The 26,280-nt window shown below is 64.9% G+C and carries 18 protein-coding genes; 12 read left to right on the top strand and 6 right to left on the bottom strand.

The window, feature by feature from the left end; genetic code table 11:
• Positions 1–433: 433 nt before the first annotated feature.
• On the top strand, positions 434–1,867 hold the full coding sequence (locus Q0D52_RS06050) for a glucosaminidase domain-containing protein (protein WP_294380937.1): 1,434 nt from the start codon (positions 434–436) through the stop codon (positions 1,865–1,867).
• Positions 1,868–2,091: 224 nt separating this feature from the next.
• Here Q0D52_RS06050 and glmM read toward each other — a convergent pair whose 3' ends face one another.
• From glmM to Q0D52_RS06030, 4 genes are all read right to left on the bottom strand, one after another.
• Positions 2,092–3,426 (bottom strand): phosphoglucosamine mutase, encoded by a 1,335-nt coding sequence (gene glmM / locus Q0D52_RS06045; protein ID WP_294380934.1) that lies wholly within the window; start codon positions 3,424–3,426, stop codon positions 2,092–2,094.
• A 1-nt stretch (position 3,427) separates the two neighbouring features.
• A complete protein-coding gene (locus Q0D52_RS06040) occupies positions 3,428–3,907 on the bottom strand; it encodes a hypothetical protein (RefSeq protein WP_294380932.1) in 480 nt (159 codons plus the stop codon).
• Positions 3,908–4,006: 99 nt separating this feature from the next.
• A complete protein-coding gene (locus Q0D52_RS06035; RefSeq protein ID WP_294380930.1) occupies positions 4,007–8,419 on the bottom strand; it encodes a DNA-directed RNA polymerase subunit beta' in 4,413 nt (1,470 codons plus the stop codon).
• Entirely contained in the window at positions 8,420–11,974 is a 3,555-nt protein-coding gene (locus Q0D52_RS06030) for a DNA-directed RNA polymerase subunit beta (protein WP_294361850.1), read from the bottom strand. It lies immediately after the preceding gene.
• Between the two features lie 444 nt (positions 11,975–12,418).
• Here Q0D52_RS06030 and Q0D52_RS06025 point away from each other — a divergent pair, with 444 nt between their 5' ends.
• Complete coding sequence (locus Q0D52_RS06025) at positions 12,419–15,307, top strand: YfhO family protein (protein ID WP_294380928.1); 2,889 nt, start codon at positions 12,419–12,421, stop codon at positions 15,305–15,307.
• Positions 15,308–15,394: 87 nt separating this feature from the next.
• The gene (locus tag Q0D52_RS06020; RefSeq protein WP_294380927.1) at positions 15,395–16,357 is read left to right on the top strand and encodes a glycosyltransferase family 2 protein; all 963 of its coding nucleotides are present in this window, start codon (positions 15,395–15,397) and stop codon (positions 16,355–16,357) included.
• 497 nt (positions 16,358–16,854) lie between these two features.
• Here the strand turns inward: Q0D52_RS06020 and Q0D52_RS06015 are convergent, their stop codons facing one another.
• Positions 16,855–17,406 (bottom strand): NYN domain-containing protein, encoded by a 552-nt coding sequence (locus Q0D52_RS06015; RefSeq protein WP_294380925.1) that lies wholly within the window; start codon positions 17,404–17,406, stop codon positions 16,855–16,857.
• 183 nt (positions 17,407–17,589) lie between these two features.
• Here Q0D52_RS06015 and Q0D52_RS06010 point away from each other — a divergent pair, with 183 nt between their 5' ends.
• From Q0D52_RS06010 to Q0D52_RS06000, 3 genes are all read left to right on the top strand, one after another.
• Entirely contained in the window at positions 17,590–18,501 is a 912-nt protein-coding gene (locus Q0D52_RS06010; RefSeq protein WP_294380923.1) for a hypothetical protein, read from the top strand.
• A gap of 5 nt (positions 18,502–18,506) precedes the next feature.
• Positions 18,507–19,823, top strand: a complete 1,317-nt coding sequence (locus Q0D52_RS06005) for a site-specific integrase (protein ID WP_294380920.1) — start codon at positions 18,507–18,509, stop codon at positions 19,821–19,823.
• A 226-nt stretch (positions 19,824–20,049) separates the two neighbouring features.
• Entirely contained in the window at positions 20,050–20,787 is a 738-nt protein-coding gene (locus Q0D52_RS06000; protein WP_294380918.1) for a hypothetical protein, read from the top strand.
• A gap of 110 nt (positions 20,788–20,897) precedes the next feature.
• Here the strand turns inward: Q0D52_RS06000 and Q0D52_RS05995 are convergent, their stop codons facing one another.
• A complete protein-coding gene (locus tag Q0D52_RS05995; RefSeq protein WP_181872912.1) occupies positions 20,898–21,257 on the bottom strand; it encodes a helix-turn-helix transcriptional regulator in 360 nt (119 codons plus the stop codon).
• A 165-nt stretch (positions 21,258–21,422) separates the two neighbouring features.
• On the opposite strand from Q0D52_RS05995, the gene Q0D52_RS05990 reads away from it, so the two are divergent.
• The 6 genes from Q0D52_RS05990 to Q0D52_RS05965 all read left to right on the top strand — a co-directional run bounded on the left by Q0D52_RS05990 (position 21,423) and on the right by Q0D52_RS05965 (position 26,217).
• Positions 21,423–21,662: a hypothetical protein gene (locus tag Q0D52_RS05990; protein ID WP_114513439.1), complete on the top strand. Its 240-nt coding sequence runs from the start codon at positions 21,423–21,425 to the stop codon at positions 21,660–21,662.
• The gene (locus Q0D52_RS05985; protein ID WP_117716748.1) at positions 21,659–21,889 is read left to right on the top strand and encodes a helix-turn-helix domain-containing protein; all 231 of its coding nucleotides are present in this window, start codon (positions 21,659–21,661) and stop codon (positions 21,887–21,889) included. Before Q0D52_RS05990 ends, Q0D52_RS05985 begins: the two co-directional genes overlap by 4 nt.
• Positions 21,890–22,040: 151 nt before the next feature.
• Entirely contained in the window at positions 22,041–23,108 is a 1,068-nt protein-coding gene (locus Q0D52_RS05980; protein ID WP_294380904.1) for a hypothetical protein, read from the top strand.
• Positions 23,105–23,848: a hypothetical protein gene (locus tag Q0D52_RS05975; RefSeq protein ID WP_294380902.1), complete on the top strand. Its 744-nt coding sequence runs from the start codon at positions 23,105–23,107 to the stop codon at positions 23,846–23,848. Before Q0D52_RS05980 ends, Q0D52_RS05975 begins: the two co-directional genes overlap by 4 nt.
• 4 nt (positions 23,849–23,852) lie before the next feature.
• Positions 23,853–25,886: a VirD4-like conjugal transfer protein, CD1115 family gene (locus Q0D52_RS05970; protein WP_294380900.1), complete on the top strand. Its 2,034-nt coding sequence runs from the start codon at positions 23,853–23,855 to the stop codon at positions 25,884–25,886.
• A 115-nt stretch (positions 25,887–26,001) separates the two neighbouring features.
• Positions 26,002–26,217: a hypothetical protein gene (locus tag Q0D52_RS05965; RefSeq protein ID WP_015540155.1), complete on the top strand. Its 216-nt coding sequence runs from the start codon at positions 26,002–26,004 to the stop codon at positions 26,215–26,217.
• Positions 26,218–26,280 lie beyond the last annotated feature (63 nt).

Genomic DNA, 26,280 nt, shown 5'->3' with positions numbered 1-26,280 from the left:
CGTTTCCCTGCGCGGATTCAGACGATTATAACGAAAATGCAATGGCAATGGAGGAAGCCGCACAAGGGAACGCGCCGATTCCTTGACCGGGCCCTGCCACCATCCCCAGCAGGCGCGTGCGGGTGAACAGGGGACGGATGTGTTCACGGCAAATCCCCCGCGTCTTCGACAGCGTAACGTGAACACACCTCCGTCCCCTGTTCACCTGCCGTCCCTTCCCTAGCCCGCCCCTCCACGAACAGTCAACTTTTTCGCTGGTTTTGCCCTGTTCAACGGCGAAAAACATGAAGGAATTGCAGCGATTGGCCAACGATTTCCACACCAGCATTGAAAGAAGCGCACGTGATGATTATCGTGGTGAACGGCAAATGGAGGGACTATAAGTTATACTAGGCTTACTAGGTCGAACAAGGAGAAACGGTACGATAGCGTAATGAAGCAGGGCACCATTTTCACGAACGCCGCGCTTGCCGCGGTGCTGGCAACTTCCATGGCAACGGCCCCCGCCTTGTCGGGGCTCGCGCATTCGCAGGGCGCCACCTTGGCAGGCGTCGCCTATGCGGCGCAGGCAGCGCCCATCGAAAGCGTTGTCATCACCAGCGATTGGACCGCAACCGACGAGGAGAACCAGGCCATCATCGACAAGGCCGAGGCCGCTGAGCTTGTGGGCCTGAAGCCGCTGAAGGATTACCTTTCCGGCGAAACCGTGGCCGCAGCCGATTTCCTCACCATCGACGTTGAGGCGCTTGCGCTCATAGACGCCGACCTGGCGAAGCTGGTCAAGCAAACGCAGGATGCCATCGCCGATTCGAACACGGCTTCCACGCCCGAGACCAAGCCCGAACCTGCCGCGCCCGCCCAGCCTGCCGAAACTCCGGCCACGCCCAGCGCACCCGCCGCAGGAGCCAACAACGGCGATCAGGCCGCGGAGGACGTCGAAGAAGCCCCCGATGACATGGTGCAGGAAAGCGCCACCCTTGACGAGGACGAGCTGGTCTACGTCTCGCGCAACCTGACCACCGAGCAGTTCATCAACCAAATCGGCGAGCAGGCCCGCGAGCTGTGCCAGGAAAACGACCTGTACGCATCCGTCATGATCGCGCAGGCCGTGGTGGAGTCGGCGTCCGGCTCATCGGGGCTTTCGTGCGAGCCGTATAACAACCTGTTCGGCATCAAGGGCGCCTACGAGGGCAAAAGCGTGCGCATGAAAACGCAGGAGGACGACGGCCAGGGCAACCTGGAAACCATCGTCGCCGAGTTCCGCCGCTACCCCAGCCTGACGGAGTCGCTGAAGGATTACGTGGGGCTGCTCACCGGCGATTCCCTGTACGCCCCGGTGAAGAAGTCGAACACGGAAAGCTACGAGGACGCATGCGATTACCTGCAGGGGCACTACGCCACCAGCACCACGTACTCGCGCACGCTCAAGGCGTATATCGACACCTACGACCTGACCCAGTTCGATGTCCCCAGCGACCAGGCGAAGGCCGATGTTGCAACGCTCGATTCGGTGCTCAAGCCCACCGCCTCGCAGGCATCGTTCAAAACCGGCTCCGATGACTTCGATATCGCCGTGCCCGAGGCGGGCCTGCCCAAGCGTCAGATGAACCCCGTGGTAGCGGGGCTGACGGCAGCCCTTGCCGCGGCAGGCGCAGGCGCACTGGGCTTCTGGCTGTACTGGCGCCGCAAGGTCGAAGGCGAGAAGGCTGCAGCGGCCGCGGCAGCCGAACCCGCGTTAAACGATGCCGCCTCCAGTGGCGAAGACGCCGCAACGTGGTCGGTTGACCAGGCTATCGAGGACTGGCAGCCCACCCAAGTCGCAAACCTGTCCGAAAGCACCACTGCGCCGATCACGCCGATCGAGTAAAACCGCCTTCAACGACGGCTTCGCAATGCGCATCGCGGCGTTCGCGCAACTGTATCCTTTATCGGTTTCCAAAAGCCAAGAAGCCGGTTGCCGGTTTACACCGGCAACCGGCTTCTTTTACACTTTCCTTCGCAGGAAGCTGTGCCGTCTCAGAAATCTTGGGGCATAAGAGAGGGGCTGCATCGGAATCGCTTCCGCTGCAGCCCCTTGCTCCTTACAGTCAGCTAGATCTCGCGCTCGACCACTTCGGCGATGGCCTTGGCATGCTGCTCGGCAGCATGCTCGTCCATGGCCTCAACCATCACGCGTACGACAGGCTCGGTGCCGCTCGGGCGCAGCAGGACGCGACCGTCCTCGCCAAGCGCCGCTTCGGCAGCTGCCACGGCATCGGCGATGGCCTGGTTGCCATCAGCCGCGTGCTTGTCCTTCACGCGCACGTTGATGAGCGTTTGCGGGAAGCGGGTCATGGCTTTCGCCGCTTCGCCGGCGGACTTGCCGGCGCGCTTGCAAGCGGCCAGGAACTGCAGCGCCGTGACCAGACCATCGCCCGTGGAGTTGTGCTCCAGGAAGATGGTGTGACCGGACTGCTCGCCGCCGATGACGTAACCGCCCTCGCGCATGGCCTCGAGCACGTAGCGGTCGCCAACCTTCGTTTGGATGAGGTTGATGCCCGCATCGCGCAGCGCATGCGTCAGGCCCAGGTTCGCCATGACGGTGGACACGGCGGTGTCGCCAGCCAGCAGGCCGCGCTGCTTCAGATCGATGGCGCACACGGCTTCCACCATGTCGCCGTCGATCTCGTTGCCCTCGGAGTCCATGAGCATGACGCGATCGGCGTCGCCGTCATGCGCGATGCCCACATCGGCGCCGCACTCGGCGACCAGCGCGCGCAAGGGCTCCAGGTGCGTGGAGCCGCACTGGACGTTGATGTCCGTGCCGCAGTAATCGTCGTTGATGACGGTGACGTCGGCGCCCAAGCGACGCAGCGCCTCGGCGCTGGTCATGCAGGATGCGCCGTGGCCCGTATCAAGCGCCACCTTCAGGCCCTTGAAGTCGACGCCTTGCTTCTCAACGCTCTGCACCGCATGCTGGATGTACAGCTCGCAAGCGTCCTCGACGGGCACTGCAACGCCCACTTCGTCGCCGTTGGGCAGCTCGTCGGCTGCCGCGCCGCCGCGGGCCATGAAGGCCTCGATCTCGTCCTCGACAGAATCGGGCAGCTTGAAGCCCTGACCGTCGAAGATCTTGATGCCGTTGTACTCCGGCGGGTTGTGCGAAGCAGAGATGACGATGCCGCCGTCGCAATGCAGCTCGCGCGTGAGCAGGGCGATAGCCGGCGTGGGGATGATGCCCGCCAGCAGCGCCGTTCCGCCCATGGACATGATGCCGGCGGCAACCGCCGACTCCAGCATATCGCCTGACAGGCGCGTATCCTTGCCGATCAGGATGGTGCGGCCCTTGAAGGCCACCGCCGCCTGACCCAGCTGGAAGGCCATCTGGCACGTAAGCTCCTTGTTCGCAACGCCGCGAACCCCATCAGTACCGAAAAGACGTGCCATGTTACTTACCCCTTTTTACATGCTCATCGAATAGACGGATGGCGCCCTGGGGGCGCTCCTCGTCGGTCATGCGGTTGTTCAGCTCGGCAGCGAACTCGTCGATGCCGATGCCGTAGCGCTCAAGCACGACGAGAAGATGATACACCACGTCTGCGGCCTCATAGCGCAGATGGTCGCAGGCCGCGTCGGCCTTGGCGGCGAACGCATCGGCCATGCCCGCGTGCGAGCCCTCGTGGCCGGCAAGGCCCGCCAGCATCATCTTCGCGGCTTCCACGTCCTTGGCGGCCAAAGCCACCTCGTTGGACTCCTCGACCACCTTCTTCAGCGGCGAGTCGGCGTTGCCCGTGAGCAGGCGAAACGTGTAGCTGCCCTCCCCTGCCTCGCGGCGAGCGTGGATGGTTCCCGTCAGCGCCTCGAGCGTGGCGCCGATCTGCGATGCGGGAGCCTGCTCCCCTTCGGGGATGTAAGTTTTTTCGCTCATGAAAAGCCTTTCAAACGTTAGCGGGCCCGGGCCTTGCAGCCCTTCTGCCCGCCGTAACGAAAAAAGGGGCGCGCCGATGCGCGCCCCTTTCAGCTGGCGTTATTCCTCGCCGTTAGCCTGAGCCTCGTTGGACTCTTCCTCGTCCTGACGGCTGGTCAGGCCGAAGCCCAGCGCGCCGTTGCCCAGAAGCTCGTCGAGCTCCTCGAGGTTGCGGTGGTAGCTGCGCGGAGGCAGCGCCTCGCCCAGCATGTCCTCGCCTTCGGTGTTGAAGGTGGCCGGCTCGTCGCCGCCGATGAGGATGGTGTCATCCGGGCTGAACACCATGTCGAGCAGCTGGCTCATGTCATCGGAGGATGCGCTCAGGTCGTCCTCGATCACATGCAGCAGGTTGTGCTGCTCGAGGCCTTCCTTGAGCTCCTCGATGGCCTTCGCGCCGATGCCCTCGATGCGCAGCAGGTCGTCCTCGGTGTGGCCCACCAGGTCGGCCACGGTCTCGATGCCGGCCTCGCTGAACTTGTTCGCCCAGCGCTGCGACACACCAAGATCGTCGTAGATGTACAGGCGCGCGTCCTCGTCGGACAGCTGCGGGCCGCGATGACCCAGGGACAGGCCGCTGTAGTAGCTGCCGTAGTTGCCGCCCATGTTGAGGTAACCCTCGCCGTCCAGCGACCAATCCTGGGGCTGGGGCAGCAGGTCCTCGATCTGGCGCAGGTCGTCCGGAGCGTAATCAGGCAGCATATCGCCCTCAACCGGAGCGGTGGGCTTGCCCTTGTAGGTCAGGCCGACGTCGCGGTAGCGCTTCAGGCCCGTGCCGGCCGGAATCGGCTTGCCGATGATGACGTTCTCCTTCAGACCCACCAGGTGGTCGACCTTGCCCTCGATGGCGGCGTCGGTGAGCACCTTCGTGGTCTCCTGGAACGATGCGGCGGACAGGAACGAATCGGTGGCCAGGGAGGCCTTCGTGATGCCCAGCAGCAGCGGCTGGCCCACCGGCGGGTTCTTGCCCTCGGCGATGAGCTCGTTGGCCACGTTCTCGAACTCGAAGCGGTTGACCTGGCGGCCCGGCAGGAAGTCGGAGTCGCCGGCGTCGAGCACGGCCACCTTGCGCAGCATCTGGCGCGCGATGACCTCGATGTGCTTGTCGTTGATGTCAACGCCCTGGGACACGTACACGTCCTGGACCTGGGCCACGATGTAGCGCAGCGTGGTGTTCGGGTCGGTCAGGCGCAGCAGGTCGTGCGGGTTCACGGAGCCCTTGGTCAGCTGCTGGCCGATGCGAACCTGGCGGCCGTCCTCCACGCCCGGGAGCATGGTGGCGCGGGCCGACACCACGTACTCGCGGAAGTTGCCCTCCTGGTCGTGGATGGTCAGCGTCTTCGTGTTCTTGTCGGAGCTGATCTGCAGCGTGCCGGAGATCTCCGCCAGCACTGCCTGGCCCTTAGGCTTGCGGGCCTCGAACAGCTCCTGGACGCGCGGCAGGCCGTGCGTGATGTCCTCGCCTGCGACGCCGCCGGCGTGGAACGTACGCATGGTCAGCTGCGTGCCAGGCTCGCCGATGGACTGGGCGGCGATGATGCCGACGGCGGTGCCGATGTTGACCGGACGGCCCGTGGCAAGGTCCCAACCGTAGCACTTCTGGCACACGCCATGCTCGGCATGGCAGGTCATAACCGTGCGGATGGTGACTTCCTCGACACCCGCGGCCTCCATGGCGGCAAGCTGGTCGATGGAGGTGATGTAGTTGTCGCCCTCCATGACCACGGAGCCGTCGGTGCCCTTGACGTCCTCGAGCAGGCAGCGGCCGATCAGGTTCTCGTCCAGCTCGCCCTTCTCGTTGTGCAGCGGGTACGGGACGCCCACGTTCGTGCCGCAGTCGATCTCGTGCACGATGACGTCCTGCGCGACGTCGACCAGACGACGGGTCAGGTAACCGGAGTCGGCGGTACGCAGAGCGGTGTCGGCCATACCCTTACGAGTGCCGTGCGTGGAGACGAAGTACTCCAACACCGACAGGCCCTCGCGGAAGTTCGACTTAACCGGAATGTCGATGGTGCCGCCCTTGGTGTCTGCCATCAGGCCGCGCATGCCGGCCAGCTGGCGGATCTGCTTGATGTTACCTCGAGCGCCGGAGTCGGCCATCATGAAGATGGGGTTGAAGCTGTCGAAGTTGGCGGCCATGGCCTCGCCGACCTCTTCGTTGGCATCCGTCCAGATGTCGACGACCTGCTTATGACGTTCCTCGGGGCTCATCAGGCCCATCTCGTAGTCCTCATCGATGGCTGCGACCTTGTCGTCGGCAGCGGCCAGGATGTCGGCCTTCGTCGGCGGCACGGTGGCGTCGTAGACGGACACGGTGATGCCGGCGCGGGTTGCGTAGTGGTAACCCGTTGCCTTCAAACCGTCCAAGATCTCCGGCACGTCGGCCAGCGGATAACGGTTCGTGACGTCCTCGACCAGGCGGCCGATCTCCTTCTTGTTCATCTGGTAGTTCAAGAAGGGGTAGTCCTCCGGGAAGGAGTCGTTGAAGATGATGCGGCCGATGGTGGTGTGGATGCGCTGACCGGCCTTCATGTCCTCGAACTTGCCGAACGCGTTGGCCACGCGGGTGTCCTTGCTCAGGCGCACCTCGATCTTGGCCTGCAGGTCCACGTCGGCGCGGGCGTCATAGGCGTTGCGGGCATCGGCGAAGTCGATGAACGCACGGCCCTCGCCCGGGAAGCCATCGCGGGCTGCCGTCAGGTAGTAGGAGCCGATGATCATGTCCTGGGTGGGCACGGTCAGCGGGCGGCCATGAGCCGGGGATTTGATGTTGTTCGCGGACAACATGAGCACGCGAGCCTCGGCCTGGGCCTCGGCGCCGAGCGGCACATGCACGGCCATCTGGTCGCCGTCGAAGTCGGCGTTGAAGGCGGTGCAGGCCAGCGGATGCAGCTTGATGGCCTTGCCCTCGACGAGAACCGGCTCGAAGGCCTGGATGCCCAGACGGTGCAGGGTTGGTGCGCGGTTGAGCAGGACCGGATGGTCCACGATGACCTCTTCCAGCACGTCCCACACGTAGCTGGCGCAACGATCCACGGCGCGCTTGGCGGCCTTGATGTTGGCAGCATACTCGAGCTCGACCAGGCGCTTCATGACGAAGGGCTTGAACAGCTCCAGCGCCATCTGCTGAGGCAGGCCGCACTGGTGCAGCTTCAGCGACGGGCCGACGACGATTACCGAACGGCCGGAGTAGTCGACGCGCTTGCCGAGCAGGTTCTGGCGGAAGCGGCCCTGCTTGCCCTTGAGCATGTCGGACAGCGACTTCAGCGGACGATTGCCCGGGCCCGTGACGGGACGGCCGCGGCGGCCGTTGTCGAACAGGCTGTCCACAGCCTCCTGCAGCATGCGCTTCTCGTTGTTCACGATGATCTCGGGGGCACCGAGGTCGAGCAGGCGCTTCAGGCGGTTATTGCGGTTGATGACGCGACGATACAGATCGTTGAGGTCGGACGTGGCGAAGCGGCCGCCGTCGAGCTGCACCATGGGGCGCAGGTCGGGCGGGATGACCGGGACGACGTCCAGGATCATATCGGACGGCTTGTTGGTGGACTTCAGGAACGCGTCGACCACCTTCAGGCGCTTGATGGCCTTGGCGCGCTTCTGGCCCTTGCCGTTGGCGATGACGTCGCGCAGCTCCTCGGCCGTGGCCTCGAGGTCCATGGCGTCAAGCAGGTCGCGCACGGACTCGGCGCCCATGCCGCCCGTGAAGTAGTCGCGGTAGTTGGCGCGCATCTCGCGGTACAGGGACTCGTCGGGAACCAGCTGCTTCGGCTCGATCTTCATGAACAGGTCGAAGGCGTCCTGACGCAGCGCCTTGCGCTCGTTGAACTCCTCGTAGATGTCGGCGATTTCCTCTTCCACCTCTTCAGGCGTGAGGCGCTCGTCCTCGTCGATGTCGTCGACGAAGTCGTCGTCCTCGGGGACGTAGTCCACCGACAGCTTGCGGGTCTGCTCGATCAGGCGATCGCGCTCGACGTCCAGCTCTTCCAGGTCGGCGGCCAGCTCATCGCGCAGATCCTCGACGTCCTCGTCACGAGCCTCCTTGTCGACGGAGGTGATGATGGAGCTTGCGAAGTACAGGACCTTCTCCAGCTCCTTCGGCGGGATGTCGAGCAGGTAGCCCAGACGGGACGGGGAGCCCTTGAAGTACCAGATGTGGCTGACGGGGGCCGCCAGCTCGATGTGGCCCATGCGCTCGCGGCGAACCTTGCTGCGCGTCACCTCGACGCCGCAGCGCTCGCACACGATGCCCTTGAAACGCACGCGCTTGTACTTGCCGCAGGCGCACTCCCAGTCCTTGGTGGGACCGAAGATCTTCTCGCAGAACAGGCCGTCCTTCTCCGGCTTGAGCGTGCGGTAGTTGATGGTCTCGGGCTTCTTCACCTCGCCACGCGACCAGCTGCGGATATCCTCGGCGGAAGCCAGGGAGATGCGCAGGGCGTCGAAATTGTTAACGTCGAATTCCGTCGTCATTTATCGCTCGTCCTCCTTGCCGATCAGGTCGTTGTCGTCTTCTTCTTGCTTCGTATCAGCCATCAGCTCGCCCAGCTCTGCGGCGATGTCGTCGAGAGCACCGGCTTCCTCGGCCTCGGTCTTGCGCGCATCGTCGGCGATGGCGTTGAACAGGGCCGCATCGGCGTTGTCGCGCTTCACGTCGTCCAGATCGGGATCATGGGTGACGTCGATGGTCTGATGGTCGTGTCCCTCGAGCTCGACGTTGAGGCACAGGGACTTCATTTCCTTCACCAGAACCTTGAAGGACTCGGGCACCTCGGGAGCCGGCGTGTTCTCGCCCTTGACGATGGCCTCGTAGGACTTCACGCGGCCCGACGTGTCGTCGGACTTCACGGTCAGGATCTCCTGCAGCACGTTGGACGCGCCATACGCGTACAGGGCCCACACCTCCATCTCGCCGAAGCGCTGGCCGCCGAACTGCGCCTTGCCGCCCAGAGGCTGCTGCGTGATCAGGCTGTAAGGGCCAGTCGAGCGGGCGTGGATCTTGTCGTCGACCATGTGACCCAGCTTCAGGATGTAGGTCTGGCCGACGGTGATGGGCTCGCGGAACTTCTCGCCCGTGCGGCCGTCGTAGAGCCATGCCTTGCCCGTACGGGACAGCTGCGGGACGAACTCGTCGCGCGCCAGGTCGCCGTACTTCTTATGGTTCCAGTTGATGAGGTTGCGGTTGGCGGCGTCGATGGCGTCGGAGATCTCCTCCTCGGTGGCGCCGTCGAATACCGGGGTTGCCACGAACTGCGGGCCCTCGACGGGCTCGTCGGAGTTCGGGTCGTCGTTCCAGCCCCACTTCGCGGCCCAGCCCAGGTGGTTCTCAAGCAGCTGACCGACGTTCATACGGGACGGAACGCCCAGGGGGTTCAGCATGACGTCGATGGGCGTGCCATCGGCCAGGTACGGCATGTCCTCGACCGGCAGCACGCGGGAGATAACGCCCTTGTTGCCGTGACGGCCGGAGAGCTTGTCGCCCTGCTGGACCTTACGCTTCTGAGCCACGTAGATGCGGACGAGCTCGTTGACGCCCGGCGCCAGCTCGTCGCCGGCGGCGCGGCTGAAGCGGTGGATGTCGATGACGCGGCCGCCGGAGCCGTGCGGCACCTTCAGGGAGGTGTCGCGGACCTCGCGGGCCTTCTCACCGAAGATGGCGCGCAGCAGGCGCTCCTCGGCGGTCAGCTCGGTCTCGCCCTTCGGGGTGACCTTGCCAACCAGCACATCGCCCGGGAACACCTCGGCGCCCACGCGGATGATGCCGTCGGCGTCCAGGTCGCCGATCATGTCGTCGGAGATGTTCGGGATCTCGCGGGTGATCTCCTCCGGGCCCAGCTTCGTGTCACGGGCGTCAAGCTCGTACTCGCTGATGTGGATGGAGGTCAGCAGGTCCTCGGACACCACGCGCTCGGACACGATGATGGCGTCCTCGTAGTTGTAGCCTTCCCAGGGCATGTACGCGACCATGAGGTTCTGACCCAGCGCCAGCTCGCCGCCGTCGCAGGACGGGCCGTCCGCCAGCACGTCGCCGGCAGCCACCTCGTCGCCCTTGCGGACGATGGGGCGATGGTTCATGCAGCCGGACTGGTTGGAGCGCTGGAACTTCGGCACCAGGTACTCGTCATACTCGCCGTCGTTGTTGAGCACGATGATGGTCTGGCCGTCGACGTAGTCGACCACGCCGGGGTTCTGCGCGATGAGGATCTCGCCGGAGTCGACCGCGAGGCGGTGCTCCATGCCGGTGCCTACGAGCGGGGCGTGCGGCTTGAGCAGCGGCACGGCCTGACGCTGCATGTTCGAGCCCATGAGGGCGCGGTTTGCGTCGTCGTGCTCGAGGAACGGGATGAGCGACGTTGCGACCGACGTCATCTGACGCGGGGAAACGTCCATGTAGTCGACCTGCTCGGGCAGCACCTCGCCAGGCTCGCCGAACACGCCGTCGGCGTCCTTGGTACGGCAGAGAACGCGAGCGGCCTTCACGAAGTTGCCGTTCTCGTCGGTGGTGCCGAACTCACGGGTCTCCAGGTTGAACTTCTCGTTGGCCTGGGCGATCGTGTGGTTCTCTTCCTCGTCTGCCGTCAGGTAGTCGATGTCGTCGGTCACCTTGCCGTCGACCACGCGACGGTACGGGGTCTCGATGAAGCCGTAGGGGTTGATGCGGCCGAAGGTTGCCAGCGAGCCGATAAGGCCGATGTTCGGGCCTTCAGGCGTCTCGATGGGGCACATGCGGCCGTAGTGGGAGTTGTGGACGTCGCGAACCTCGAAGCCTGCGCGCTCACGGGACAGGCCGCCCGGGCCCAGTGCGGACAGACGGCGCTTGTGCGTGATGCCTGCGGCAAGATTGGCCTGGTCCATGAACTGGGACAGCTGGGAGGAGCCGAAGAACTCCTTGATGGCCGCCACGATCGGGCGGATGTTCACGAGCGACTGCGGGGTGATCTCGTCGGGCTCCTGCATGCTCATGCGCTCGCGCACCACGCGCTCCATACGGGACAGGCCGATGCGGAACTGGTTCTGGATCAGCTCGCCGACCGTGCGGATGCGGCGGTTGCCGAAGTGGTCGATGTCGTCGACCTTGACGCCCTCGGCACCGGCATGCAGGCCGATGATGTACTGCATGGTCTTGGTGACGTCTTCCTCGGTCAGCGTGGAGCAGGTAGCCTCCTCCTGATCGAAGCCGAGCTTCTTATTGATCTTGTAACGGCCGACTTTCGCCAGGTCATAGCGCTGCGGGTTGAAGAACAGGCCCTCGAGCAGCGTACGGGCGGAGTCGATGGTGGGCGGCTCGCCGGGACGGAAGCGCTTGTACAGCTCGATGAGCGACTCCTCCTTGGTGGTGGCGGGGTCGCGGTCGAGGGTGCGCAGGACCATCTCGTCGCTGCCGAGCAGGTCGATGATCTCCTCGCGGGTCTCGGCCAGGCCGAGGGCGCGGACGAGCAGCGTAGCGGGCTGCTTGCGCTTGCGGTCGATGCGCACGGACAGGATGTCGCGCTTGTCGGTCTCGAACTCCAGCCATGCACCGCGGCTGGGGATGATCTTGGCGTTATACAGCGTTTTGTCGGATGCCTTGTCGCGCTCGGAGCCGAAGTACACGCCCGGGGAACGCACGAGCTGGGACACCACGACGCGCTCGGTGCCGTTGATGATGAAGGTGCCGCGGTTGGTCATGAGCGGGAAGTCGCCCATGAACACCTCCTGCTCCTTGATCTCGCCCGTCTCACGGTTGATGTAACGGATCTCGACGTACAGGGGCGCCTGATAGCTGACGTCCTTTTCCTTGCACTCGTCGACGGTGTACTTCGGAGCGCCGAAGCGATGGTCGCCGAACTCGACGCACATATCCTTCGTATTGTTCTCGATCGGAGCGATGTCCTGGAACGCCTGGTCGAGACCCTCGCTCATGAACCATTTGAAACTATCCGTTTGAATGGCGATGAGGTTGGGCACGTCCATGACGTCAGGAATCTTCGCAAACGAGCGGCGATTGCGATAAAGTACTGTCTGACCAGCATTTTTGTCTTGGGCCACGAGGCTTTTCCTCCTTCAGGTGCATCCGCAAAACTGCGAAAAAGTTGCAATTTGCTAGAATACGGCGAAATATCAAGCCCGTCAAGGAATTTCTTCACGAGCTGTGGAAATTTGTTGGTTTTCGCCGCCTCACCTGGGGAAACGCAGATATGACTTTTCTCGTGCGGAAGGCATTCTAGCACGGCAGGCGGCATAGGGCGTCAGCGATGGCGATTCCGGCGACGCCGGCAGCCTGCACCGCGCAGCCGTCACGGCGACGCCTTCGCCTGCGAAGAACCGCCGACGCAGAGCGGCAAGGGCGGTTCCCGCAAGCGGCAGCCAAACGCTGCCCGCGCTTCGCCTAATATGGTATCCGCCTGCTTGGGGTTGTTCCCCGACTTGACTCCAAGTAGTATCGACTGCAGCCCCTCGAAGGGCCGCTACCCGAAAGGACCCTTTCCTTCTATGGACATCGCTCGCAACGCCGATAAGGCCCGGCGTCCCGCGCTCCGCGCGTGGGCGTCGCCTGCCATATGCTACGCCTCCGCCCTTGCCATCCCGTTCGCCATACTGCTTGTCACGTTCGCCCTGCTGGGCATCTACCCGTTCGGCGACGTGTCGGTGATGGTGCACGACATGCCGGTGCAATACGCCGATTACTTCGGATGGCTCATCCAGGTGATGCACGGCCAGGGCAACCTGCTGTACAGCAACGCGGCCGGCCTTGGCGGTGGCATGTTCAGTCTGTTCACTTATTACCTGTCGAGCCCCTTCAATCTGCTGGCGTGGTTTTTCACGCCCGAAACCGTGCCGCAGCTGCTCTCGTGGCTGACGTTGCTGAAGATACCGGCCTGCGCGGCGGCGTGCCTGGGCTTTCTGCGCGGGCGCTTTCTCGCCCCTGAAGCGGCCACCTGGAGCGAGGCGCGCTCCTTGGCCGCGGCGGCACCGGCAACGAGCCAGGGAGCGCTGGTGCTGCTTTCTTGCGCCTATGCGCTTTCCTCCTACGTTTTGGGCTATGCAAGCAACATCATGTGGCTTGACGGCGTGATCATGGCGCCGTGCGCGCTGCTGGGCGTGTGGCGCCTTGTCCAGCGCCGCTCGTGCGCCGGCCTGTTCGCCGCCGCGGCGGGCGCCATCTGGTTCAACTGGTACACGGGATATATGGTGTGCCTGCTGTGCGTGCTGTATTTCCTCTATGAACTGGCGCGTCGCACCGAGCTGCGCGGACGTCGCCTGCGAACCTGCGGACGCTTCGCCGCCGTCATGTCGCTTGCCGTGGGCGCGGGCATGGTGGCGCTGCTGCCCACGGCGCTGTCGCTTTTGCGCGGCAAGGGTGCGCACGCGGGACTGGCCTCGCTTGCGTTCGAAACGGGCCTGGCCCGCAACCCGCTCGCCGTGCCCGACCTGTTCTGCATCGGGACCACACCCGGCATCACCACGCAGGCCAACCGACCGGCTGTGGTGATATCGGCGTTCGCCCTTGTGGGCGCGGGCACGTTCTTCGCTAACAAGGCCATCACCGGGCGCGATCGCGTGGCGGGCGGCGTGTTCGCCGCCATCATGCTTGCAAGCCTTGTCCTGCCGCCGCTTACCACCATATGGGCAGGTTTCGTGGCGGAAAGCTCGTACACCAACCGCAACGGATTCGCCATCCTGCTGGTGCTGGTCATGCTGGCTGCCGAAAGCCTGCTTGCGCTGCGCCGCCTGCCTGCGCGAACCGCCGGCGTGCGCGCGGCCGTCGGCGGCGGTATCGTGTTGGCTGCCTTTGCCGTTTCCGCGGCGTTTCTGCGGTTCGTAAAGCATGCGCTGCCGCAAAAAGACGAGCTTGTCGTCCTCGAGTGCCTCCTGATCGCGGGCTTCACCGCGTTGATAGCCGCCTTGGCGCTTGCCGGAACAGGGGCCGGCGGCGGCCAGCGGGCGCACGCCCCCGCCGAGCGCACCGCTATGCCCAAAGCCGCGACCTGCGCGTTGTGCGCGCTCCTGGTGACGGCGTTCGTCGGCGAGCAGACGGACGACGCGCAAGCGCAGCTGAGGAAATGCATCTATACCGTCAGCGGGTACACCGAGGACCTGACCAGCCTTGAGGATACGTACACCACGCTCAGCGTCGGGCGGGACGGCTTCGCGCGCGTGGGCAATACCAGCGCGTACTGGTGCAACGGCGGTTGCGGCGGCAGCAAGGACAACGGCTCGGACAACATGGCGCTTATGCTTGCGTACAGCACCTTCGACCACTACTCTTCCACGCAGGAAACGCGCATCCAGGAGCTGCTGCGCAACCTGGGCTATAGCAAGGTCACGCCGTTCGGCACCTACTATATGAGCCCGAACACCGTGGCCGATGCGCTGCTCGGCGTCACCAACATCATCGACGACGGGCAGCCGGCGGCCGCGCAGGCCGACCACTCCGCCGTGCCGCGCGAAAGCTGGCGCGCCTGGCACAACGAACTTGCGCTGCCGCTTGGCTGGGGAACCACGGGAACCACCCAGGTGAGCTGGAGCGACGACCCCTTCGCGAACCAGGCTTCCATGCTGGCCGACGCGGCCGGGCTTGACGAGAGCGCGGCGGAGGGCCTGTTCACCGCCCCGGACGTGCACGACGCGGACGAGACCGAGACCGGCGACGCGAACGCAGCTGCCGACGGGAACGCGAGCGCAAGCGCCGACGACGCCAGCAGGCAGTTCGCCATCACGGCGCGAACCGACGGACCGCTGCTGCTGTTCTTCCCCACCTTGTATCTGGACGACATCTATTACGAGGGCGGCATCGCCTGCAGCTTGAACGTTGACGGTGCCGACGTGCAGGCCGTCGGGCGGCGCGGGTCCTGCAATATCGTGTACGTCGGCACCGTTTCCGCAGGTCAAACGGTTACGGTGAAGCTTACGCCCGCCAACACGGCGCAGGTGGCGTACCACGATGACGGCTCCACGACCACCGTTGACGAAGCGCTGTACCAGCCTAGTGCCGAAGAGGTGGTCAAGGCCCAGGTGCTTGATTTGGATTACCTGCAAAACCAGCTGTCGCGCGTCGATTCCGACGGTTTTGCCCTTTCCGCGTACGAGAACGGGCGGATTGCTGCGACGTTCACCGCCGATCACGACGAGACGCTCGTGATCAGCCAACCCTACGAGGACGGCTGGACCGCCACGGTCAACGGCCAACCCGTCGAGCTGCAGGCGGCCTACGACGGGCTGATGGGGATACCGGTGCAAACCGGTGACAACGTCGTCGAGCTGCGCTACTTCACGCCCGGACTTGTCCCTGGCGCGGTTGTGGGCATTGCGTCCGTTACGCTGTTCGCCGTATGGCGCATAGCGGCGCGCAGGCGTAGCATGTTGCGAGATGGCGAATAATCGAGCGGTTAGCTCGGATATGCCTTGCAAAACGACGCCGCACCCGGCACAGGGGAAGCGGCGGCAACGCTAGATTGGAACGAACACATGAGCGACGCCCTGTACGACCTGACGCTGGTGGTCCCCTGCTACAACGAGGCGGACAACATCCCGCTGTTCTACAAAACGGCCACCGAGTGCTTCGAGCAGGCCGGCGTGTCCATCGAGATCGTGTTCGTGAACGACGGCAGCCAAGACGGCACCGCGCAGCTTTTGCGGCGCGTGGTGGAATCCGCGCGCGGGAAGCACGCCGTGCAGGCCATCGATTTCTCGCGCAACTTCGGGAAGGAATCGGCGTTGTATGCCGGCATGCAGGCGGCACGCGGCAACAACATCTGCCTTATCGACGCCGACATGCAGCAAACGCCCCACGACGCGCTGCGCATGTACCGCCTGCTCATGGAGAACGCCGACGTCGACTGCGTGGCCGCGTGCCAGGTCGACCGCAAAGAGGGCTTCGTGCTGAAGCTGTTCAAACGCGCGTTCTACCGCACGTTCAACGGCATGGCCGACGACATCTCCATCCCCGCAAACGTCAGCGATTTCCGCGTGTTCCGCCGCCCCGTGCGCGATGCGCTGCTCGCATTGCCCGAGCGCGAGCGCTTCAGCAAGGGCCTGTTCGCTTGGATCGGCTTCAATACGCTTGAGATCCCCTACGAGGCCGAGCAGCGCGCCGCCGGCACCAGCAAGTGGTCGTTCAAGAAGCTGTTCCGCTACGCCGCCACGGGCATCTTCGGGTTCACCACCTGGCCGCTCAAGATCGCGGTGTGGCTGGGCAGCATCTGCGCCGTCGCGGCGGTGATATACCTGCTGTCGGTGCTTGCCGAGTATCTGCTGTACGGGACGAACGCCCCGGGCTACCCCACGCTGGCCTGCCTGATCCTTCTGTTCGGCGGCCTGCAGCTGGCCGTGCTGGGAGTGATCGGCGAATACCTGGGCCGCGACTACATCGAGAACAAGCGCCGCCCCATCTACCTGGCAAAAGAGCACCTGGACAGCACGAAGGAATAGCGAAGCGCCCCGAAAGGGGCGCTTTCGTTTGCAGGACGCAAACCACCAGTTCGGCCATGTTTCGGGAACCACTTGGCCGATCTCCCAATGAGAACGATTTGCTGGCGCCGAATACCGCCGAACAGAATCTTCTGGGCGGTTTTGCAGGCTAAAGTGCACTTTGGAGCAATGCTGACCTGGGGTTTTATCGACGCAACCGTAAATCTAAGCGTTAAAACCACCCAGAACTCGCAACTCATGGCAAAAAATGACCCCGAAACCTGCAAAACCGTCCAGAACTATAGGGGTGGTGTCAATTCAAGGATGTCGCCTGTTCAAAGACGACCGCATGCAGCAACGGCGATAACCAGGTTGGCGTTATGAATGCGCCCGGCGTTCTAAACGACAGACATCCAAAACGAAAACGGCCTTGCCTGAACTTCGCACGTGAATCGATCGCTGTTCGGGCAAGGCCGTTTCGTTTCGTGAATCCCCTGGTCAGCTAGCTGGGAAAGCCGTTATGCGCCGTCGCGCATGGCTTTGAGCTTTTCCAGGACGTCCGGTTTAATCCGGTCACCGAGCGTGCGCTTGAGCGCCACTTTCGGCGTTTCATCGAGGTGCACGTCCTCGTAGTACATGCCCACCTCGCGCGAGAATCCGTTGGCCGACATGCGGTCGATGCCGCCGCCGAACACGGTGTCTTGGATGGTGGCGTCGGAGGTGACCACCATGGTTTCCACGTTGCGCACGCGCGCGTCGTGGGCCAGCTTCTCGATGACCTTATCGGCCGAGGTGCCGGCGGGGCTGAACATAATGCGCACGCCGCCGATGGTCTCAACCTCGCCGGTGGAGAACTGGTTGTCGCCGCCGTCGAAGACGATGACGGCCTTGTATTCACGGCCTGCGAAGTTGATGACGTCGTTGATCAGACGCTCGCGCGCCGTGTTGAACGCATCGTCGGTATAGTCGGGATGCGCGAACGCCTCTTGATAACGCGGCCCCGAACGCAACACGTTATAGCCGTCGACCAGCAGGATCTGCTGACGTCCTGCGGTTCCATTTCCGGTCATCTCGTCACCATCCCGTATCAAATCATCAAACACATTCCGACATCTACGCTGCTAGAAGCATAAATTGCCGTTCATGTGGGCGATAGGTCGAATTACCCTGTCTCCATCGAAATAACCGCCCCCGGAGCCATCTCGAGCCATCCGGGAGGCACGTTTCCACATCATGCGAAGGGAGGCGGCACGTTGCCGGAATCAAGGATAAGATCGGTCAGGGAGCTCAGATGCGGCGTGTGGGAGGTTGACATCATCGACGCGTCGCGCAAGAGGCTGCGAAGGAGGTTCCGGGCGGAAAGCGCGGACGGGGCGCGCGCGGCGGCGCTCGCGTCCCTGCCGGGGCCGAAGGCGTGCACGCTCGCCGAGGCGCTGGACCGCTACTTCGAGATCCTGGCGGCCAAGGGGACCGCCAAGAAGACTATCGCCCACTACCGCAAGGAGTGCAGGGCCCTCGAGGCGGTCGCGGGATGCGGCCTCGACTCGATAAGCCCCGCCGAGGCGGCGGCCGCGCTCGAGGCGGCCGAGGCCCGCGGCACCTCGCGCGTGCGCTGCTACCGGCTCAAGACCATCTGCGCCTCCGCCGGCAGGCATGCGATCGCCGACGGGCTGTGCGCCTCCAATCCCTTCTCGGAGGTCCCGTTCGACGTGCCCCGGCCGCCCAGGAAGAAGCGCCCTATCTCCCCGGCAGGCCTCAAGGCCGCGCGGGCCCTCGCCGCATCCGGATCGGGGCACTCCGCCGCGGCCATCGGGCTCACCCTCGGATGCGGCCTCAAGCCCGGCGAGATCTGCGGGATACTCGCCGACGACCTCGATGCGGAGCGCATGACCGTCACCGTCCGCGGGATCTGGCGGGAGAGCATCGGCGAGCCGAACTTCTTCGCCGCATACCCGGAGCCCTTCGAGACGCGGCTGCCGGCATGGCTCGGCGACGCGCCGCGCTCCTGGGCCGCCTCGGCCGGATCCAGGCTGCTGCTCGAGAAGAACGGCCGCCGCCGCGACGTGGAACACCTCAGGAGCGACACGAACGAGCTGCTGCGCATCGTGGGCGCCGGATGCACGCTCTACGGGCTCAGGCTCGCACACGACGATCGGAAGGAGTGAGCGACATGCACTACGAAAGGGTCTCCCTCGCCCGCCGCGGCGGGTCGTGGAGGATGAGCTACCGCGCGGTCTACGACGCCGAGCACAAGGGCGATCGCAAGTGGGCCACGATCGGGACGGCGGCGAGCCGTGCGGAAGCCGAGCACCTTGCGGCCGAATACCTCTACAACCTCCCCCGCGACCCGGAAGACGAGCGGCGGGCCGAAGCCATCGAGGCGACGGAGGGCCATATGCCCACGGTCGGGGAGCTCAGGCAGGACGACATCGACCATGCGCTCGCCGTCTGCGCCATCGAGAAGTCGACGCATGCCGGCTATTGCCGCCACGTCAGGCTCATGGGCGACCTGGGGGAGATTCCCGTTGACAGGGTCACCGCCCAGGACGTCCAGCTCTACGTCGACTCGCTCGTCGAGGACGGGTACTGCTCCGAGACCGTGAACCTCATGCTCTGGACGGTCAGGGAAACCCTCGAGCTCGCCAGCTTCAGAATGCTCCGGACCCCGCTCGACCTGCGCAGGATCCGCTCGCCCAAGCACGACCGCCCGCTTCCCCGCGCGCTCTCCGCCGAAGAGAAGAACGCGCTGCTCGCCGCCCTCCCGTGCATCCGCGGCCCGCTCGATACGATAGTGAGGCTCGCCCTGTTCGCGGGCCTAAGATGCGGGGAGATCTGCGCCCTGCGCTGGGCGAACGTCGATCTCAACCGCCGCATGGTGCGCATCACCAGCGCCATCGGCACGCTGCCATCCTCCAACGGCTACCTCAAGGCGCCGAAGAGCCCGGCCGGCGTGAGGGCGCTGCCGGTCGCGGACGGGCTCATGGAGGGGCTGGAGCGCCGCCGGGCGGAGCAGGAGGCCCGCTGCCGCGAGGCCGGCGTCCCGTTCACGGACGACATCTTCGTCGTCGGCGACATCGACGGCGCGTTCATGGTGCCGAGATACGCCAACCAGCTGTTCAGGACGTTCGTCCGGACGTTCGACATCGGCGGCGGGAAGTGCGGCCTGCACCGCCTGCGACACACCTTCGCCACCGAGCTCATCATGTCCGGGGTCAACCCGAAGACCGTGTCCAGCTGGCTCGGGCACACGGACCCCTCCTTCACGCTGAGGATCTACGTGAGCTCCAGCCCGGAGAACCTGCGCGCGAGCGTCGATACCGTCAACGAGGTCATGGCGCTGCCCGAAGGATACGACGGGCCCGGCGCCGAGTTGCCGGCGCTCATCCGGGGCCAGGAAAAGAAGGGGCCGGAAGAAGAGCCCCTACCCGATGCCGAGGCGATGCGGACGGTGAAGATCATCTCCTGGGAATCGCTCGCGTGCGGCTAGGCCGCGGCGCGGGCAGATGCGCAGGCGCGTGCCCGCGACTGCGCATATATACGTAAATGATAAAATGCGCGAATGCGCATGTATGCGTTTGGGTATATGTGCGTATATGAACCTGCACCGCGTTCGGTTTCCCATACGGGAAGAGCGCATTGCGCGCGACGCGGGGCGGGCGGATAATCGGCAGGGCGCGGCATCCCGCCGCGCCGTCATCCAAGGAGCGACCACCATGGGCCTTTTCAAATCGAAGCGCGACATCCCCGACGAGGAGATCTACCGCCCCGGGGACAGGTACTTCGACCCCGAGCTCGTCAAGTCCAGCGACCTCATGAGGCGCTGGTCGGACCTCTACAACGCACACGAGGCCTCGACCCATGTGGTCGAGGAGGGCTACACCGCGGAGATCGCCGTAGTCGGCACGCTCTACGACACCTTCTACATGACGGGCGACGTCGACGTGCCCGGCGCCGTCGAGATGTGCTTCACGCCCGAGCAGATCCGCGAGCACCCCGAATACGTCACGTACAACGCGTTCATCCCGCCCCACCAGCTCGGCTACACCATGGACGAGGTCGACACCTCGCGCACGCATTGCAGCGTCGTGAACTACGTCGCCGTGCCCGAGGGATATTCCGTCGCGCTCGGCCAGGACGGCAGGCTCCACCTCTACGACCCGCAGGACAACGTGTGCTGCGTCACGATGCCGAAGATGTTCCAGCCCTGGTTCGATATCGAATCGCCCATGGGGCATATAGGCACCCAGGCGCGCCGCCGCTACCTCGTCAGCACCCGCAGCCCGTTCGAGGACGTCGGGCATGCCGCCCACCGCTTCGCCGAGCACGACGACCCCGAGACCGGGGAGCATTGGATCGACACCGACGCCCATGCCATGAGGGCGCCGTCCATCGCCGAGGACGAGGCCGTCGAGGCGCCGTCATGCGCCCGCGCCCTGCCGCGCAAGGCTTGATCCGCAAAAATACGCAGGCGCATACCTGCGCAAATGCATAGATGCACCAATATACATATGCGAATATATGACGGTGTGCGGCCGCCCATATGCACATGCGCGCGCGAGGATCAGAAATCCTCGGCCATCGCCCGCGCGACGTCGAGCAGGGTCCTCTGCTTGGCCGGGCCCATCATGTCGTAGTAGGTCCGCATCTTGCGCCAGCGCAGGGCCGACTCGTCCTTCTTCCTGCCGCCCGCCCTCGGGTCGCCGATCTCGGTGAAGGCCGTGACCATGTTCACGCCGTACTCGTTGAGCAGCGCCCGAAGGTCCCCCGGCGACACCCACAGGGTCCCGGCCTCGTACTTGTACACCGTCGTGGCCTTCTTGCCGATGACCGCTCCCGCCTCATCGCCCTTCAGCCCCGCATCGTAGCGGTAGCGCTTGAGCTGCGCCGCCAGCTCGGACTTCTCCGGAACCCTCGACCTCATCGAACGCATCACTTCCTTCCGTGTCGAAACGCGCGGGGCCTTTCTACCCCGTGCGGCCCAGTATCGCACCGCGCGCCATCCCCCCGTTCCTATACTGTTCCCGTCGGGGGTCGATACGGCCCCGATACTTTCGGTATCGGAACACGGAACGGGAAGGCTTCCGACATGAACAGACAAGACGGCATACACATGGACGCGCTCGCCGCGGCGCTCGCGGAAACCGGCGACACGGCGCTCGACATCGTCCGCGGCACGGGGATACCGCTGCCCAAGGTCCTGAGGCTGCTCGGGCTCTCCACGGCGTCGCGCGCCGCACCCGCGCTCGACGGGCTCGAGATCGTCCAGCTCTGCCTCTACGCGGAGCTCCCGCTGTCCGCCGTCATGGATGCCGAGGAGGGGCAATGAGCTCAGTCATCGAGGACCTGGCGGCTCTGCCGAGATTCCTGACCGTCAAGGAGACGTGCGCCTTCCTGGGCGTCAGCGCGTCGACCGTCAAGAGGTTCGTCAAGTCGGGGGACCTCAGGCAATGGACCCCCGAGCGGGGGCACCGCAAGATAACGCGCGACTCCGTCGCCAGGCTCGTCGGGGTCGACCCCGCCGTCATCCCGAACCGGCGGAAATCGACTGAATAGGAACGCCCGCAAACGGTTATAATGCCACCGTCGATGGTCCGGCCTGCCGACTGCATCGACCTCACCACCTGACCTTCCGCCGACCCCGGCCACGCCACCTGACCCCAGCAGGCCCATATCCATACCTGCTCTACAGAAGGGGTCAGAAGAAATGGCAGCAGAAGACGAGGCGGTACAGCTCGCGTTCAGGACCGGCACGGCAGCCGTGCAATCAGCCTCAGAAATCATCAAGTACCTGCTCGAAGGCCTGGCCCAGGCGCGGCGAGCCCGCGCGGCCGGCAACAGGAACGACCGCATACCGGCGAGATTCGCCCGCGCCCTCACGCACGGGGCCGCGAACGCGATCGACGGCCGCGGCGAGAAGGGCATCGTCTCCGCCGAGACCGTGCGCGCCCAGAACCCGGACCAGTACCGCGAGGCCATGGTCTTCCCCGGGGCGGTCGCCGACAATCGCGAGGACATCCAGAAGCTCAAGCGCGAACTCATGAACCACGGAGTGAAGTTCTCCGTATTCGACACCGTCAACCCCATGGACGGAAGTCCCGCGGTCTCCATCGGCATCCAGGGCCGGGACATGGACATCATGACCCAGGCGCTCGTCAACATCGGCGTCGAGTCCTTCGGCATGGACCGCAAGGAGCTCGAGGAGTGCGCGCGCGGCATCGAGCGCGACGACCAGGACCGCTATCCCCGCGCCTTCAAGCGCAACGGCATCAACTGGGAGTTCGAGCGCACCGGCGACGGCCGCAACAGCTGGGTCGGGTCGGCCGGCGGCCACTCCCGAGAGCAGTATCGCGTGACCCTCGACCCGGACAACGAGAACAAGGCCTCCTTCGAATGCACCCGCAACGGCCGCCCCGTCGCCAGCGCCGAAGTCGATGCCACCCAGGGACCCGAGCTCTGGAAGACCGGCTCGGACGGCAGCAAGGAGTTCTACAACGAGATGAAGGCCGAGGGGGCCGCGTTCGCGGCCGCGCCCGGCATGGTGCTCGAGGCCGCCATCGACCGCGGCTGCTTCATCTCCGAGAACAAGAAGAAGATCGACCCGAAGCAGGCCGCGGCCGCCGAGAAAAACGCCGCGCTGCTCAGCGAGGCCTTGGGAAACTCCCGGGCCGCCTCGCCTGAGTCCCCTGTCGGACAGACGAAGGCGGCCAAGAAGATCGCCGAGAGCAAGATGCAGCCCTCCATGCCCGCGCGCAACGAGGGGATGCACCGATGATCGACCTTGAGACCCTGGCCGCCTCCTGCGCGACGATGGCCGACGAGATCGTCGCGCGCGGCAGCTCCGACACGTTCAGATACGACGCCGACGGCGTCCTCGAGTTCGGCGACAACCCTGAATACTATTCGCCGCTCTCGTCGGCCGTCACCCGCAGCGCGTTCCCCGAGACGGCCCGCGAGTACGGCTACACGAGGGAATACCTCGAGCAGGCTGAGCGCCGCCTGCTCGCCTGCGTCATCGGGTACTGCGCGCTCGACGGCGAGCTCGCGTCCATCCGCGACGGCGGCGAGGACCGCGACGGCTTCCGCGTCAACCCGCTCGACGTCCATGAGGTCCTTCTGTGCGCCCGCACCGCCCCGTCCGACCCGCGCGGATGCGCGGCGCTCGCGGGCGCCATCAAGGGCAACAGGTACGTGGACGGCGAGGAAAGCTACCTCGACCGCGCGATGGCCCACATGGACTACAACTACACGAAGCTCGCGGGATCGCGCTGGTCCTACCCCATCGCCGAGCTCGACGGGTTCCTCGCCATGTTCCCGCCCGCCCGCTCCGAGCAGGGGCCCATCGCGGACCGCGTGCTCGACAGCGCCTCGATGCGACTCAAGACGTTCTTCGCCCTGTCGATGCCCATGGCCGACGCCGCGACCGGGTTGCCCGGCGACGAGGCCGAGGGCGGCAAGCACTACCACCGCGCCGCGGCGCCCGACGATGGCGGCCGCGCCGCGGAAGAGGAGTAGGCCAATGCGCACCCTCAGGGGATTCCTTTATCTCATCCTCGGCGGCACGCTGTGCGGCTGGATGTTCAACCGCATCGCCGCCTGGTTCATCGACAACCCGCTCACCGTCGGCTCCAACCACACCGTCGCCGAGTGGGCCGTGATCCTGCAAGACCCGTTCTACCTCGACTCCCGCACGATGCCGTTCTTCTTCCTGGCCTTCGGCGCCATCGCGCTGGTGGCCATGACCAAATACGACTGGACCGGCGAGCGCGAGGAGCAGAAGAAGCTGCGCGGCGAGGAGTACGGCAACCAGCGCTGGGCGCGAGACGACGAGATGCAGCAGTTCGCGCACACCTCGACCGTGAAGCGCGTTCCCATCCGCATCCCGCAGCGCACCCGCGACGCGCTGCGCTTCGCCCGCAACAACCCGAAGGACTTCATCAAGGCCAGGCTCGGCATGACGAACAAGGTGTCCAACCCCAAGCCCGACTACGTCGAGAAGATCGAGGACGACAACATCATCCTGTCCGAGCGCGCCGAGCTCCAGATGTCCAAGATCCCGGACCCGGCGCTCGAGCGCAACAAGCACGTCTACGTGCTCGGAGGCTCCGGATCGGGCAAGACCTTCAACTTCGTCGGCCCCAACCTGCTCCAGCTCAACAGCTCGATCGTTACGACCGACCCCAAGGGCGACACGCTCAAGCAGTACGGCAACTTCTTCCTGCGCCACGGCTACAAGCTCAAGGTCGTCAACACCAAGCCCGACCAGATCAACCAATCGATGCACTACAACCCGCTGCTCTACCTCCAGGACTCCACCTCGATCATGCAGATCGTCAACCTGCTGGTGGAGAACACGTCGGGCAACGCCGAGGCCGAGAAGGAGGACTTCTTCGTCAAGGCCGAGAGGCAGCTTTACATGGCGCTCATGGGATACCTCTTCTACTTCTACGCCGACCAGCCGCAGTACCAGACGTTCCCGCAGATGCTCGACCTGCTCCAGCTCGCCGGCAAGGACAACCCCAGCCAGACCAAGACGCCGCTTGACATCATCATGCTCGGCACGACCGCCGAGGACGGCTTCCAGGGCTTCGAGGAGTGGATCGTCGCCAACCACGGCGGCGACGAGGCCGCCGCGCAGGCCTCCGAGGAGTACTTCGTCATCAAGCAGTACAAGGGCTTCAAGTCCACCTCCGGCTCGCCGGAGACCGAGGCCTCGGTCATCGCGTCGTGCAACGTCCGCCTGGCGCCGTTCGCCGTCTCGGCGGTCCGCGAGTTCTTCAGCGAGGACGAGCTGGAGCTGGAGATGATCGGCCAGGAGCCCACGGCGTTCTTCCTGGTCATGTCCGATACCGACAAGACGTTCAACTTCATCCTGGCGATGCTGCTCTACCAGCTGTTCGACGTCAACACGGCCATCGCCGACAAGAACCCCGGCTCGCACTGCAAGATCCCCGTGAACTGCATCCTCGACGAGCTCGCCAACATCGGCCGCATCCCCGACCTCGACGTCAAGATCGCGACCCTGCGCTCGCGCTGGATCTACATCACGGCCATCCTGCAATCGGTCACGCAGCTCAAGAAGATGTACAAGGACAACGCCGACATCATCGAGGGCAACTGCGACACGACGCTGTTCCTCGGGCGCTGCGACCTCGAGACCAACAAGAAGATCTCCGAGCGCCTGGGCAAGTTCACCGCCACGGTCCGCAACCGCAGCGAGTCGCACGGCCGCCAGGGATCGTGGTCCGAGAGCGAGAACAAGATCGGCAAGGAGCTCATGGCCGCCGCCGACCTCGGCAACAACCCCGAGAAGTTCAGCGGCGACGACTGCATCGTGTTCATCAAGAACGCCTTCCCGTTCCTCGACAAGAAGTACAGGACGATCGACCACCCGCGCTACCACGAGCTGCGCGAGGTCGGCGAGTTCAACCTGGACGACTGGAACTGGGACCGCAAGTGCGAGCGCGAGCGCGCGCACCGCGCCGAGGTCGAGGAGATGCGCTGGCGCATCGAGGAGGCCCGCGCGTTCTTCGACCCCGAGTTCTTCATGTAGGAGACCCCCGGCGGGGGAGACCCCGGCGGTCGACATATCTCACCCGCCGCGGCGGGTCAACAGGGCGCCAACGCCATACGGGCGGCGCCGCGACAACAGAAGGGAAAACCCCAACATGGCTTTCTTCAACCAGCTCCTGAACTACCTCTGGCAGATCCTCACCTTCGTCGGCGGAATCACCGCCGCCGTGGGCGTCTTCCGCTGGGTCTCCGGCGGCAAGGCCCACGACGCGCAGGCCCAGGAGGGCGCGGTCTGGGTCATCGCCCTCGGCGGCGCCATGGCCGCAATCGGCCTGGTCGGAGGCAGCTACCTCACCTTCCCCACGATGTAGGGACGACGGAGGGAACTCCATATGACTGCTCTAACGGGAAATTTCAGGCGCGCGGGCGGGCCG

It is taken from the genome of uncultured Senegalimassilia sp. (genome assembly GCF_934630535.1).
Taxonomy (GTDB): domain Bacteria; phylum Actinomycetota; class Coriobacteriia; order Coriobacteriales; family Eggerthellaceae; genus Senegalimassilia.
The sequence above is the reverse complement of the archived record's forward strand: the minus strand, read 5'-3'. Positions and strand labels throughout refer to the sequence as shown.